General features: G+C 46.4%; 10 protein-coding genes. 4 read left to right on the forward strand and 6 right to left on the reverse strand.

Going from position 1 to position 14,191, the window contains the following annotated elements; all coding sequences use genetic code 11:
- Positions 1–143: 143 nt before the first annotated feature.
- The 6 genes from fahA to KDD36_07700 all read right to left on the reverse strand — a co-directional run bounded on the left by fahA (position 144) and on the right by KDD36_07700 (position 9,063).
- Positions 144–1,418 (reverse strand): fumarylacetoacetase, encoded by a 1,275-nt coding sequence (fahA, locus tag KDD36_07675; GenBank protein ID MCB0396516.1) that lies wholly within the window; start codon positions 1,416–1,418, stop codon positions 144–146.
- Positions 1,419–1,461: 43 nt separating this feature from the next.
- Positions 1,462–2,034 (reverse strand): hypothetical protein, encoded by a 573-nt coding sequence (locus KDD36_07680; GenBank protein MCB0396517.1) that lies wholly within the window; start codon positions 2,032–2,034, stop codon positions 1,462–1,464.
- A gap of 12 nt (positions 2,035–2,046) precedes the next feature.
- Complete coding sequence (murQ, locus tag KDD36_07685; protein MCB0396518.1) at positions 2,047–2,856, reverse strand: N-acetylmuramic acid 6-phosphate etherase; 810 nt, start codon at positions 2,854–2,856, stop codon at positions 2,047–2,049.
- A 39-nt stretch (positions 2,857–2,895) separates the two neighbouring features.
- On the reverse strand, positions 2,896–5,325 hold the full coding sequence (locus KDD36_07690) for a transketolase (protein MCB0396519.1): 2,430 nt from the start codon (positions 5,323–5,325) through the stop codon (positions 2,896–2,898).
- Positions 5,326–5,413: 88 nt separating this feature from the next.
- A complete protein-coding gene (locus KDD36_07695; protein ID MCB0396520.1) occupies positions 5,414–6,958 on the reverse strand; it encodes a hypothetical protein in 1,545 nt (514 codons plus the stop codon).
- A gap of 599 nt (positions 6,959–7,557) precedes the next feature.
- Positions 7,558–9,063: a hypothetical protein gene (locus KDD36_07700; protein ID MCB0396521.1), complete on the reverse strand. Its 1,506-nt coding sequence runs from the start codon at positions 9,061–9,063 to the stop codon at positions 7,558–7,560.
- Between the two features lie 197 nt (positions 9,064–9,260).
- On the opposite strand from KDD36_07700, the gene KDD36_07705 reads away from it, so the two are divergent.
- The 4 genes from KDD36_07705 to KDD36_07720 all read left to right on the forward strand — a co-directional run bounded on the left by KDD36_07705 (position 9,261) and on the right by KDD36_07720 (position 14,187).
- Positions 9,261–9,590 carry a hypothetical protein gene (locus KDD36_07705; GenBank protein MCB0396522.1) on the forward strand — a complete coding sequence of 110 codons (330 nt, stop codon included), beginning with the start codon at positions 9,261–9,263 and terminating at the stop codon, positions 9,588–9,590.
- 205 nt (positions 9,591–9,795) lie between these two features.
- Positions 9,796–11,265, forward strand: a complete 1,470-nt coding sequence (gene guaB, locus KDD36_07710; protein ID MCB0396523.1) for an IMP dehydrogenase — start codon at positions 9,796–9,798, stop codon at positions 11,263–11,265.
- 81 nt (positions 11,266–11,346) lie between these two features.
- The gene (locus KDD36_07715; protein ID MCB0396524.1) at positions 11,347–13,302 is read left to right on the forward strand and encodes a peptidylprolyl isomerase; all 1,956 of its coding nucleotides are present in this window, start codon (positions 11,347–11,349) and stop codon (positions 13,300–13,302) included.
- Between the two features lie 3 nt (positions 13,303–13,305).
- The gene (locus KDD36_07720) at positions 13,306–14,187 is read left to right on the forward strand and encodes a hypothetical protein (protein MCB0396525.1); all 882 of its coding nucleotides are present in this window, start codon (positions 13,306–13,308) and stop codon (positions 14,185–14,187) included.
- The last annotated feature ends 4 nt before the right edge of the window (positions 14,188–14,191 follow it).

Genomic DNA, 14,191 nt, shown 5'->3' on the forward strand with positions numbered 1-14,191 from the left:
TTCAGTTGTTTGCACGACTTTTTTTTGCCCGATTCTCAACATTCTTTTCAACATGCCTAAGTGGTCAACGCGTTAGTAGTTAGTAGTTAGTAGGGGAGATTCAGGTTACCGTTAACTAAGGACTATCTACTAACTACTCAGTACTAATTCGCTGGCAATACTTTAGTTTTCACTTCTCCGAAACCGATGCGAACGCCATCCTTTACTGCGTGACCGCGGATGATCACCGTATCATTGTCCTGGATGAATTTTCTTTCGGTGCCGTCGCTCATCTTTACCGGACGGGTGCCGCGCCAGGTGATCTCCATCATAGAACCGAGGGAAGATTGATCAGCGCCGCTGATGGTGCCCGAACCATACATGTCTCCCGTTTGAATGTTGCAGCCGTTGACCGTATGATGGGCCAATTGTTGACAAATATTCCAATACATATATTTAAAGTTGGATTCGGAAACCCTTGTTGGTTCGCCGCCTTCAGGTTGGATCAGCACTTCAAGGCCGATGTCATAATGCCACTTACCGGTGTAACGTAGATAGGGAAGAACGGGTGGGTCTTGTTCGGGTCCGCTTACACGGAAAGGTTCCAGGGCGTCCAGTGTTACCACCCAGGGCGAGATGGAGGAGGCAAAATTTTTGGAAAGAAAGGGACCGAGGGGGACGTATTCCCATTTCTGAATGTCCCGGGCGGACCAGTCGTTGAATAATACAAATCCTACAATATGCTCAGGTGCCTGGCCTGTGGTAATGGACTGGCCCAATTGGTTCGGGGTGCATGTGATAAAAGCGGTTTCCAGTTCGAAATCCAGGAGACGGCAAGGGCCGAAAGAGGGGAGTGTATCCTCATCGGCTTTGTACTGACCTTTCGGACGGTGTATGGGCTGTTCGGATACAATGATGGATGAGGATCTGCCGTGATAACCAACGGGGATGTGTTTCCAGTTTGGAAGCAGGGCATTTGCCGGGTCGCGGAACATCTTTCCTATGTTGGTCGCATGTTCGATGCTGCTGTAGAAATCGGTGTAGTCTCCGATCTTTACGGGCAGATCGGCTACCGTTTGTTCAACAGGAATGCAAACTTTCTGAATGTGATCCGGATGATCCTTCAGGGCGGTGCTGCCTTCGCGGAATAATACGGAAAGTGCATTTCTGACTCTGGAAATGGAGGGGCGCCCGCAATCAAAGAAGGCATTCAGGTTGGGTTGGTCGAAGATTGAGAGATCAACGTCACAATTACTCAGATATCCCAGACCGGCGAGTGCCCTGAGGTCAATAACCGTGTCTCCTATGCGGGTGCAGGGTCTTGGAGCTGAATCCTTTTGGGTATGACAAATACCGAAAGGAATATTCTGAATCGGGAAATCACTCTCTTTATCTACTTTGATCCAGGATGCAAGGGATGGGTCGTTTGGGGAAATCATCTTTTTTTTGCCCAAAGGTAATATTTTGAGCGGGTATCGGGCCTCAGGCAATGCTGATCCTTCGCTGTACGAAGCTTTCAATAATGCCGTATAGCTGGACGGGGTCGTAGGTGCGCCAGTCGGTCTGATTGAGTTGGCCTCCCATGACAAAATACGAATCGATGTTATATCGGCGAAATTCGTCCAGCACATGTTCCCTGAAATTAACCATGGCGATCCAGCCATCTTCCACATCATCAAACCACTCCTCATAGTAACAGTCGTCCGAGGCATGGAAGTTCAGCACATTTTCACCGATGAGGATGTATTTGTTAATGCCTTCACTGCTGAGGTGTTCTATGATGTCTCGTTTTAATGTCATGATGTCGTTGTAAAGACAGTCATTCCACTCTCCGATAAGTTCAATGATTGCAAAGCCTTCTTCGTAGTCGGCAAACAAAATCTTGATGTACAGTGTAGGGGAGCCGATGTTATCCCACTGCGGGTGAATGTAGTGATTGTAGATGGTTTGTGAGTATTCGAACTCTGAGTATTCCCGGTCATAAAACGGAGAGCGGGGATCTTCATCTGCAATGTAGAGGTTACGCCAGTTGAAGTATGGTTCGAGCGTATGCATTTGTGCGGGTCATCATTTTTTCTGTGTGGCATCCAAAGCGGCGCGCACACTTCCGTATTTTACGAGCAATTGGCGCGCTTCGGTTTCATTGCACCCCAATCCTTCCTTAAGCATACGTATTCCACGTTCCCAAAGTTTATCATTGCTCAGTTGCATATCTACCATGCGGTTGCCTTTTACTCTGCCAAGGCGTATCATCAGTGCGGTGGAGATCATGTTGAGGGTGAGTTTCTGTGCGGTACCGCTTTTCATTCTGGTGCTTCCGGTGACGAATTCGGGTCCAACATTCAGCACTACCGGATAGCGTGCTTCATTGGCCAGCGGACTGTCCGGGTTACAGGTAATACCGCCTGTCAGTATGCCATTTTGATTGCAGTGTTTCATGGCGCCAACCACGTAAGGTGTGGTGCCGGATGCTGCGATGCCAATGACGGAATCAGAGGTTGTGACATTATGTGATAACAGGTCCTTCCAGCCACCTTCTGCGTTATCCTCTGCAAACTCTACGGCCTTTCTGATAGCCTGATCACCGCCTGCGATCAAGCCGATCACCAGGCCATGATTTACACCGAAAGTAGGGGGGCATTCTGACGCATCAACGATGCCTAACCTGCCGCTGGTACCTGCGCCCAGGTAGAAAAGACGCCCGCCGTTTTGCATATTCACAAGAACCGCTTCCACCAACCGTTCAATTTCGGGGATAGCTTTTTCAACGGCATCGGCAACGACATGGTCTTCCTTGTTGATTCCGGTCAGAATCTCATGGACCGACATTTTTTCCAGGTCATCGAACCGGGAAGAGGATTCTGTGATTCTGGTCATGAAGGTCCGGTGGTAAGGATGGTATTTACGTTATGATTGCTAATACAATGACGGGAATTGCTCCGGGTCTGATTCGTGCATCATGGTGTATACCGCATCGAAAATATCTTCTTCATTCGGCTTGGAGAAGTAATCGCCATCAGAGCCATAAGCGGTGCGGTGGGCCTTAGCTGCCAGTGTTACCGGCTTTGAGTCCAGGTAGTTGTAACCTCCCTGGTCTTCCAATACCTGCTGCATTAAATAGGCTGAGGCGCCGCCTGGCACATCTTCGTCAAGGAAAAGAATGCGATTGGTTTTTTTGAGTGATTCAACGATGGACTGGTTTACATCAAAAGGTAACAGTGTTTGTACATCGATGATCTCACAGCTGATGCCTGTATTGGCCAAATGTTTTGCGGCTTGCATAGCGATCCGGCAGAGGGGGCCATACGTTACGATCGTCACGTCGGACCCTTCCTGCAAAATGGCGGGGACACCTAGTGGAACGGTAAATTCTCCCGGATTGGAAGGAAGCCGTTCCTTCATGCGATAACCGTTCAGGGGTTCGATGATCAGAGCGGGCTCATCGGATTTCAGAATGGTATTGTAAAATCCGGCTGCCTGTGTCATGTCCCGTGGTACACAAACGTTCACGCCACGGAAAGAGTGAATGATCGTACCCATGGGCGATCCGGCATGCCATATTCCTTCGAGGCGATGGCCCCTGGTGCGGATGATAACCGGAGCTTTTTGCCCACCTTTGGTTCTCCACAAAAGTGTTGCCAGGTCATCGCTGATGATCTGAAGTGCATATAAGAGGTAGTCAAGGTATTGGATTTCGGCAATTGGTCTGAGACCTCTCATGGCCAATCCCACACCTTGTCCGAGAATGGTTGCTTCGCGAATACCGGTGTCCATGATCCGGTCTTCACCGTATTTCAGTTGTAGTCCTTCAAAGGCCTGGTTTACACCCCCTAATTGCCCAACGTCCTCTCCGAAAGCTACAATCAACGGGTTCTTTTCGAACTGCTTGTCAAAATTTTCCTTTAGTAATTCCCGCCCGTCTACAAGCGGTGCATCATCATCGTAAGTTGGTTGAACTTCTTCAACGAGTAGGGCGGACTCATCACTCTGACTGTATAGGTATGATCCGTACCGGTCAAAGTTTTCCAATTGTGCGTTTCGCAGCCATTGGATCAACTTCTGACGACCGGCGTTTTCTTCACCGGCTACCAGGCGCAAGGCTTTTTTCGCGACTGCAGAAAGGTGCCTTCTTTCAGGCTCGTGTGTGGCAACAAGTTCATCCCTTAGTTTGTGGATGAAGGCGCCGTTGGCGCTGTGTGATGCCAGTTGGTTGAGTAGTGGAAGGAGCTCTTCGCGCTCTTTGCGAATGGGTGCCTGGAAGCGTTCCCATGCGGTGTTCTTCGCATTCCGTGCCGTTTTTAGCGCGGTTTTCTCAATCTCCTGTAGCTCCTCGTCCGTGGCAATGGCGGATTCGATGATCCACTCCCTCATTTTTTTAATGCAATCGAACTCCTCTGCCCATGAGAGGCGTTCTTTTGACTTATATCGTTCGTGCGATCCGGAGGTGGAGTGGCCTTGTGGCTGTGTGACCTCTTCAACGTGAATTAATACGGGGACATGTTCCTCACGACAGATGCCAATGGCTTTTTCGTAAGTCTCACAGAGATGCGGATAGTCCCAGCCTCTGGTCTTAAAGAGCTCGTAACCTGCAGACTTGCTATCCCTTTGAAATCCCTGTAGTATTTCAGAGATGCTTTCTTTGGTTGTCTGGTATTTCTTGGGTACGGATATTCCGTATCCATCATCCCAGACAGAAACAGCCATTGGTACCTGGAGTACTCCTGCTGCATTGATGGTTTCAAAAAACAAACCTTCCGATGTGCTGGCATCCCCAATGGTGCCGAAGGCGACTTCATTGCCCTGCTTTGAAAATTGATGATAAGCGTGCAGGGAGTTGTTATTTCGAAAGAGTTTGGAGGCTTGAGCCAGACCAAGTAACCTGGGCATCTGGGATGCCGTGGGTGAAATGTCGGCAGAGGAATTTCTCTGTTGGGTAAGGTCTTTCCAGGTTCCGTCCTCATTCAGGTTCCGGGTGGCAAAGTGTCCGGTCATCGAACGTCCTGCGGATGCAGGTTCTTCTCTGGGGTCAGTGTTGGCATACAATTGAGCGAAGTAGGCTTCAAGGGTGAGAAGCCCGCAGGCCATCATAAATGTTTGATCGCGGTAATAACCCGACCTGAAATCTCCGGGTTGGAACTGCTTGGCCATGGCCAGCTGTGCCACCTCCTTGCCGTCTCCGAATATTCCAAACTTGGCTTTGCCTGTTAAGACTTCCCTTCGTCCGAGGATGCTAGCCTGGCGGCTTTCATTTGCAATTCGGTAATCGTTAAGGACAGCATATTTGAATTCGTCAAAAGACAGGTGGGTTTCGCGGGTATCCTTTTTCGTTCCAGCTTTCTTCGCCATAGTTCCAAAAATCGTTATTCGTTGTTGTCACAAAGTGGGGATAGGCAAAGATAAAAAAAGAAGTGAATGTTCCAGGGTGACCGGAAAGTCAGGACTTGTCAGCGGCAACCCTAACATTTTGACGTACGATCTCGCCAAATGTTTCATGGCCTGATTGCGCATCTACCCAGGCAATAAAATCGAAGTCATGGAAAGAGAAGAACTGGTGTGGTTCCGTCTTAAGTTTGAGCAGGTCTGATCTCATCTCCATGAGCACCTTTGACCGGGCCTTTGAGTCGGGTGATGATGTCAGGCTTTGCAGATAGCGGATAATGGTTAATTCCAGTTTGAAGTCTGACCGCTTCTTTTCATAGTGATAAAGGGTAGAGCGCATGAGAGAATCAAGAAGGTCGTATTGCTGTATCTCATAAAGGCAAAGCAACTTGATGATCCTTGCCATGGTGTAAATGTTTACCGGGATATCCTGTTCAGACTGATTGAGGATCAGTTGGACTGTTTTCAGGGATTCATGAAACTTGCCATGACCGAAATAGGCTCTGGCCAGAAGGTTCAGGATGGTCATGCTATCGGCCTTTCCCAGCATGGTTTCTGACTTCTTCAAATGGGGATACTGATTTATAATGCAGTCGTGTGCTTTTTCAAACGAGCCCTGATGGTTGTAAAATTGTAGCTGGTAAATGAAAATGAACTGCTCGATTAGGGCATGTGTTTCCCTTGATATTGATTTTTGATAGGCAGAAAGTACATGCCGGAGTTTGGTTAGCAGTCTGTTGAATTCATCTTCTTTATATAAAAGGGAACATAGTGCACATGCTTCGAAGATGGATCGCCAGTATCGCTGGAAATATTCCGTAATATACTTGGGCTGCGCATCGAAAGCACTGACCTTCTTTAACCTGTACTCATAGGCTTGTTGAAAGTTGCCGGTGATAAAGTGGTACAAGCCAAAAACAGAGTGGTAATGCTGAACGCTCAGGAAAGAGGTGAGTTTGTGTTCGCTCTCCTGCAAACGTGGGTGTTGAATGATCTGTTCTATGCGGTCAAGGACAACCTTTTTTCCGGTGTACCCCTCACTGCGAAAGATTCCGAACATGATGTTTGATAAGCTTTCCATTTCCAGAAACTCATTGAACTTGTCGATGATCTTCTTCTGTTCGGCATTGATACGTTCGATCCGCTTGAAGTTGAGATCGTTTCCATATAAGCGAATTTCCCATTTTAACGCTTCGAGCAGAACCGGAAATTCATCGTATTCCGATGCCAGTTTTTTGGTTTTTACCACCAGTTTTCCGGCCTGGTCAAAGAGGGTTTTTTCAAACAGAATCTGAACCTGTGCGAGCTGGTTCTTCAGGATGGTTTCCACCTTGTTTTCCGCATGATAGTTCTGCAGGGTTTCAAGAATGGTTTTGTGAAGATAGTTTTTGGTCCTGGCGAGGCCATCCTTTGGAAACCCTCTGGCGGCCAGCTTTTGTTCATTGTATTCAGGTTGCTCATCGATCAGGTCGAATAGCCGGATATAATTATTGTTGTGGTTATCCGCATGCCGTTTTGCATACCTTTTAAAATAAATCTTTTCATTCCTGCTCATGGACCGGATAAGGTCGAATAAGTCATTTGAAACCGTTCGTGGCATGGGCGATGACCTGGTTTTTACCTACAGTTGCGTTGTTCTCCGTCGTCCTTTGTTGAAAATCTTCAATTTGTAAATGAAATAGGTTATTTATTTGTTTTTAATAAACACATATACAGATTAATATGAATGATATATGTCTTTTAAACATGTAAAAATAATGAAAATATCGTTTTTTATATGATGGGGGGCATCTTAGTTTTGGATCATTAGTGGCATGTAATACTTTTTCTTGTTGATTTTTTCTCATTCGTCGTCATAAGTCGGCAGAAATTCTTTGAAATATTTCGGGATAAACGAAGAACATTTTTTCTATATCCACCTGTGGTGATTCCGATGAGGAGTGCTGTTTTAGGTCCTTTAACGGCGGTGCATCCAACCACCATCCAACCACACGGGGTGTTAGCAACCTCACTTACCTACGGCCACTGGGTTGCTTGACATTAGAAGTGGGTCATGTGAATAGAGGCGCCTGGCAACGGCGGTTAATCATAGGCCTTACTTCAGTCGTTCCGCCGGACCGGGAAACAGGCGATATTGCCTTTTTGATTCCTGCGCGTTGAAGACGGACATGACCACAGGTGGATTTCCCTCCTCTGATTTTAACTTCGGCTTTGGTGTGTATTCTTTACGACGCGTCTTTCCAGCCAAACGGGTAATTTTGAAAGATGCATAAACCATGCTTCGTCGTTTTCATCCTTCAGTGTGTCCAGTTGGGATTGCAGCGAGGAGAATTTTTCCTGCAATTCGTGTAAGTCGCTGGCATCATTTAATAGTTTGATAAATTGTATCAGAAGTAATTCCGACTTTAGCGGGCTCTTTTTCTTTTTGAGGTAATATTGGTAATTGCGGATTTCGCTGTCCACAAGGTCCATGTTGTTTAGTTCCAGGTGAATCAAGATATTGAGTAACCGGGCGGAACTCAAAATATTGCTATCGAGGTTCTCGCCAGGTTGGTTAAGTACCTGATTGACCCACTTCAACGCTTCGGAATACGCTCTGATGCCAAAATAGGCCATGGCCATATAAAAATAGATGCTTCGTTTCTTTAATTGATATGGATAAGGGAGCCGTTCTACCGCCTCGATATCCATTGCCTCAATATGTGTGATGGCCTTGTCGAATTCTCCACGGTCAACATGCCACGACAATACGTTTTCATGAATGGAGGCAAACAGATGGTCTTTTTGAAAAGGTGTGTGGTGGTAGCCGGGATGGTCAAGAATATCCCTTAGTTTCTTTGTGTAAACCATAAATTCCTCGTTCTTCAGCAGGAAATTACACAGCTCAAGAATGTTGTTGAGACCAACCTGGTACATTCGCAGGTATTCTCCAATCATATGATCATTGGCTTCGAACAATGCCAGTTCGCTGGCACGGAACTCAAACGCTCGTTCGTAGTCTTTTAAGGCCACATAGGCAATGCTGGTACAATGTAAACGGTGGCGGTGGGCCAGGAAGGACTGAGGTGTTGGGTTTGAATCAGATAAGTAACGTTCAATCAGTTCCTGGGTTTTGCGTTTTCCATCATTGTCCGTTTGGGAAAGGGTCAGGCGGTATATGTGAAATACCCGGTAAGACAAATTCTGGTATTTGATAATCTCCTGGATCCGGTCCAATGTATTCTGTTCTTCCTGCTCAAGTTTAATAAGTTGCTCCTCATTGATCACATTGGATATCATGCGTTTTTCAATGTCGATCAAATTCAGCAGCATCATGAACTTTTCATAACGCAGGGCTATTTTCTTTGCTTTTCGCAATTGTATGGTTGCCTGATCCAGCAATGACCTTTCCGTGAGTATGTCAATATTATGGAGGAGACTTTGTAGTTGTGTCTCCACCGTGCTTTCCATGTGGTAATCCTGTAAATTATTTAGTGTTTCGTGGTAGAGGTAGTGTTTTAACCTGGAATAATGTGCGATGTTTTTTACTGATGCTTTGAACAGATCTTCATCGTTTTCGTCTGCGGAACGCATGGCGTTAAACAAGGTCTCGTGCGCACTTTGGCTGCTGCGATTACTGCTAAGTTTCCGACGGATAAATGAAAATTCTGTATGACTTAACGCCTGTATTAGTTCGTACAGATGATCTGAGGTCGTTCGTGACATGTAATAAAAGTATTACATAAATACTTTGTAGTCAATATATTGATTAAATATTTAAGTTAATTCGAATGTAAAGTATGCAATAATCTTGTTTTGAACTGCATTTGTGACTTCTGAAATTGCACCATCTCCCAAACATGAGAATTATTTTGTGCATCCTCATAGACCGTAACTGATCTATTGACCATTTTAAAGTAACCATGGAAAGTAACAAGCAATTAAAGCAGAGAAAGAACCGGGAAGTAGAGGTGATCACCAGCGGGAGTCGGGTACTCATGGAGAATGCAGTTCGCCGGTTAATGAAGAGTCAGAAAAGGCAGAAAGTTCTGCAGGTCCCTGACAGGGATTTTCAGGTAGCCACCAGGATTATGCGGGATGTTGGATTATCCGGAACAGTAAAAAACATGAGCGGAACCAAGACCAGGTATGTGAATCGGCAGGAAATTGCCAGGCATAAAAAGTCCAGGACCTCATCCGCTGAAGCCCCGTACTTTCGCCCGTACGTTGATATCTGGTCCATGCAATTTTAGAAACAACAGATTTTGAGTAGAGCCCAAGGAGTAGGTGTGGTGTGCTTACATTAGACCATGGGTCGGTAGAGGGGAGCGTTCCGTAATGAACGCTCTTTTCTTTTTCCCCCCTTGGCCAACATTCTTTTTCCAGCCACTTCATCATTTTTGAAAAGCATTTCGTCTTGAATAATTTCATACTTTTGTCAGCCATAAATGCATGACTATGGCTTCCCCCGACGATAAGTTTTCTAATGAAGGATTAACATACGATGATGTATTGCTGATGCCTGCCTATTCGGAAGTACTGCCCCGGGAGGTTGATATTTCCACCAGGTTTACCAGTGATATCCGAATCAATGTACCCATCGTTTCTTCCGCTATGGACACGGTGACAGAATCCGTCATGGCCATTGCATTGGCACAGGAAGGGGGAATAGGTGTGCTGCATAAGAATATGACCATCCAGCGTCAGGCGGAAGAGGTCAGAAAGGTCAAACGTTCCGAAAGCGGAATGATTTATGACCCGATCACCCTTCACGAGGGTGCCCTTGTCAGGGATGCGCTTCAGATCATGAAGGAGAATAAGATCGGTGGTATTCCTGTGGTTAATGAAGACAACCTACTGGTTGGAATTGTGACGAACAGGGATCTTCGTTTTGAGAAGGATCTTGACAGGAAGATCGACGAGGTGATGACCCGGGATAGTCTGGTAACAACCGAAGGTGTCACTGATCTGGCCAAAGCAGAAGATATTTTGCAAGCTCACAAGATCGAAAAACTTCCGGTGGTTGATGCTTCTTTTAAGCTGGTAGGATTGATCACATATAAAGATATCATTAAGTTTAAAGCACGTCCGGGTGCCTGCAAAGATCATCTGGGGCGCCTAAGGGTGGCAGCTGCCGTGGGTGTGACGGCGGATACCTTTGACAGGGTAGAAGCGTTATGTGCATCCGGTGTTGATGCTGTTGCGATAGATACCGCTCACGGCCATTCAGCTGGTGTGCTTAATACCGTAAAGCAAATAAGGGCAAAGTTCCCTGACCTTCAAATAATCGCCGGAAACATTGCTACCGGGGAAGGCGCCAAAGCCCTGGCCGATGCCGGAGTAAATGCGGTGAAAGTGGGTGTTGGCCCCGGTTCCATATGTACGACGCGAATTATTGCAGGAGTTGGTGTTCCACAACTAACCGCCGTATATCAGGCGGCGAAGGCATTGCGGGGTACGGGCATTCCTGTCATTGCAGATGGCGGAATCCGTTTTACCGGAGATATTGTAAAGGCATTGGCGGCAGGAGCAGACTCTGTCATGGCCGGTTCGATATTTGCCGGCGTTGAAGAATCTCCCGGTGAAACCATCATATATGAGGGAAGGCGGTTCAAAACCTACCGTGGCATGGGTTCCATTGAAGCGATGCAGCAAGGATCCAAAGACCGCTACTTCCAGGATGTTGAAGACGATATTAAGAAATTGGTTCCTGAAGGGATTGTGGGGCGTGTTCCGTATAAAGGCACATTAACTGAAGTAATCTACCAGTACATCGGAGGGTTGAAGGCTGGAATGGGTTACTGCGGTGCTGCCAATATTCAGGCTCTTCAACAGGCGAAATTTATCCGCATCACCTCCGCTGGTGTTCAGGAAAGTCATCCGCACGATATAATTATCACACGTGAAGCGCCGAATTATAGTCGCTAAGTATTTGACCGACGAGCCATTGATCGATACCGGGCTTTTACTTAATTTTGGCGCCTCACTTTTGCAAAACCTTAATTACTCATGAAAGCCTCTATCTTTATTTCATTATTTGTTCTGGGCGCGAATGTTCTTTTGGCGCAGGAAAGTGACGCATTGCTGATGACCGTTGGAGACGGCCAGGTTATGAAGTCCGAATTCGAACGGATCTACCGGAAGAACAATCCCAAAGGAAGCGACAATGAAACTTCCATCGATGAATACCTGAACCTGTTTATCAATTTCAAACTGAAGGTCACCGAGGCGATGGCAGAGGGTATGGATACAGCTACAAACTTTCAGGATGAACTCAGGGGATACCGGGAACAACTGGCCAAACCTTACCTGACGGATAATGAGGTCACTGAGAAACTGATTAAAGAAGCGTACGAAAGATCCAAATGGGATTTGTCCGTCAGTCACCTGCTGATCAAAACGGATCGTTACCCGAAACCGCAGGACACCCTGATTGCCTACAACAAGGCATTAAGCCTGTACAAGCAGATCAATGGTAAACATGAAGCATTTGACCGCGTAGCCCAGACCGCAGTAAATGCAGATACTTCCGGAAATACAATTAAGGAAGACATTACATTCAGCGCACTCACCCTGGTTTACAATTTTGAGAATGCAGCATACAATGCCGAAGTGGGCACCGTTACCAAACCGGTCAGGACACGTTTCGGTTATCATCTTATTTACGTTAAGGACAAACGTCCTGCCATGGGGCAGGTCCGGGTGGCTCATATTCTGGTGGGCGTTCCCAAGGATGCTTCCGCTGAAGTTATCAAGGGTGCAAAGGAAAAGGCAGACGTCATATACGAAGCGATCACGAAGGAAGAAAAGGACTTCGGGCAAATGGCCAAGCTTCATTCCAGCGATGGTGGATCAGCACAAAAAGGTGGAGTTCTTCCCTGGTTTGGTACAGGCCGCATGGTGCCCGAATTTGAACAGGGAGTTGTAGGGTTGAAGAATGTGGGCGATGTGAGTGAACCGGTAAGAACATCCTACGGTTGGCACATCATCAAACTGCTCGAAAGAAAGGAAATGCCTGATTTTGAAAAGGTGAAACCTGAGTTAAAGGAGCGGATTGCAAGGGATGAGCGTTCTAAGATCAGCACGTCTGCGCGCATACAGGAGATTAAAAAGGAATATGCTTTTGAAGAATATCCCAAGGCATATGAGCCGGTTAAGAAATTGGGCGATGAATCAATCTTTACGCGAAAGTGGTCGGCTGAAAAAGCAGCGAAACTAAAAAAGCCGCTGTTTAAGCTGGGCGACTCAACTTATACGCAAATGGATTTTGCAGCGTATGTGGAGCACAATCAGAAACCTGCGCCAAAGAACATTTCCGTGGAAAAATTCATGGATATGTTGTACAAGGACTATGTGGATGAAACTTGCCTTGCATACGAAAATGAACGATTGGAAAAGAAGTATCCGGAATTTCGCGATCTGGTCACCGAATACCACGATGGAATTCTATTGTTTGAAATGATGGATAAGATGGTTTGGTCCAGGGCGGTCAAAGACTCCGCTGGTCTTGAAAGTTTCTACGAGAAGAATAAGACAAACTTCATGTGGCAAGAGCGCATGGAGGCGAGCGCATACGAATGCGAAAATGCCGATGTGGCCAAATTGCTTCGGGCAACGTTGAAGAAAAATCCTTCATCTGCACCTGCAACCATTCTGGAAAAAGTAAACGGGGCCGGGAAAGGCAGCGTTTCATTGAAAGACGACGGGTTATTCCAAAAGGCAGAAAAGCCTTGGATGGAAAAGGTGAAATGGGCAGAGGGAGTGTCTGAAAATATACCTTCCGGTGAGAAGATATTGGTGGTATCCGTTCGCAAAATCCATCCCCCGGTCCCCAAGTCACTGAAGGAAGCCAAGGGATTGGTGACTGCCGCCTACCAGGATTACCTGGAGAAGGAATGGATAAATGCACTCAAGGAAAAGTATCCCGTAAACGTAAACCGGGAAGTACTGAAGACGATCCAATAATCCATGGATCATTTGAGCGGACGACTGTTTCTTGCCATTATCAAGCCCATATATATGCTATGGGTGCCGGTGCTTATCATAGCGTGTAATGGTAAGCCCACGGAAGCGGATAAAAAGGGCAGGGAGCTCGCACGAACATTTGATCAGGTCTTATACGAAGAGGACGTCCGGGAGTGGTTGCCGGATGGCACACTACCGGAGGATAGTATTACGTTCGTCAATAGTTATGTCCGGAACTGGATCAAGCAAAATCTTTTACTCAGAAGGGCTGAATTGAACCTCGATGAGAATCAGGTGGCGAAAATGGAAGTCCTGATACGGAATTACCGCAATGACCTGCTTCAGTATATGTACAAGCGAGCTTTTGTAAGTCAGAAACTGGATACGCTGATAGGCGAGGAGGAAATCCAATCCTATTATGATATCAATAAAGATAAGTTTGAATTGCAGGACGACATTGCCCAGTTTACCTATGCCCGGTTTGAAAAAACATCACCTTCCCTTGACCAGGCCAGAAAGTGGTATGCATCGGGTAAGGCTGAAGACAAAGAAGCGTTTAAAGATCACTGTTTCAAATACGCATCAAGCTATTTTCTGAATGACTCCATATGGCTTGATAGGGAAGCACTGTTAAAAGCCATTCCGGTAGATGTGAATATGCTGCGTAGCAAAAGATCTTTTGAAACGGAGGATTCTCTGTTCATTTACTTTGTTAATATTGTTGATTTCCGTGCCAAGGAAAGTCCCTCGCCTTACGGTTATGAAAGAGGAAGGATCAGGGAGATCCTGATCAACAAAAGGAAACTTCAATTGCTCGAAAAACTGGAGAAGGATTTATACGATGAGGCGCTCCGGAATAACCAGTTTGAAATTTACACCCCATAGTCGT

It is taken from the genome of Flavobacteriales bacterium (assembly GCA_020435415.1).
GTDB lineage: Bacteria > Bacteroidota > Bacteroidia > JACJYZ01 > JACJYZ01 > JACJYZ01.

Excerpts from the sequence above, each read along its gene's own strand:
- murQ (MCB0396518.1), bottom strand. The coding sequence starts at position 2,856 with ATGACCAGAATCACAGAATCCTCTTCCCGGTTCGATGACCTGGAAAAA.
- KDD36_07695 (MCB0396520.1), bottom strand. The coding sequence starts at position 6,958 with ATGCCACGAACGGTTTCAAATGACTTATTCGACCTTATCCGGTCCATG.
- KDD36_07700 (MCB0396521.1), bottom strand. The coding sequence starts at position 9,063 with ATGTCACGAACGACCTCAGATCATCTGTACGAACTAATACAGGCGTTA.
- fahA (MCB0396516.1), bottom strand. The coding sequence starts at position 1,418 with ATGATTTCCCCAAACGACCCATCCCTTGCATCCTGGATCAAAGTAGAT.
- KDD36_07720 (MCB0396525.1), top strand. The coding sequence starts at position 13,306 with ATGGATCATTTGAGCGGACGACTGTTTCTTGCCATTATCAAGCCCATA.
- KDD36_07715 (MCB0396524.1), top strand. The coding sequence starts at position 11,347 with ATGAAAGCCTCTATCTTTATTTCATTATTTGTTCTGGGCGCGAATGTT.
- KDD36_07680 (MCB0396517.1), bottom strand. The coding sequence starts at position 2,034 with ATGCATACGCTCGAACCATACTTCAACTGGCGTAACCTCTACATTGCA.
- KDD36_07690 (MCB0396519.1), bottom strand. The coding sequence starts at position 5,325 with ATGGCGAAGAAAGCTGGAACGAAAAAGGATACCCGCGAAACCCACCTG.
- guaB (MCB0396523.1), top strand. The coding sequence starts at position 9,796 with ATGGCTTCCCCCGACGATAAGTTTTCTAATGAAGGATTAACATACGAT.
- KDD36_07705 (MCB0396522.1), top strand. The coding sequence starts at position 9,261 with ATGGAAAGTAACAAGCAATTAAAGCAGAGAAAGAACCGGGAAGTAGAG.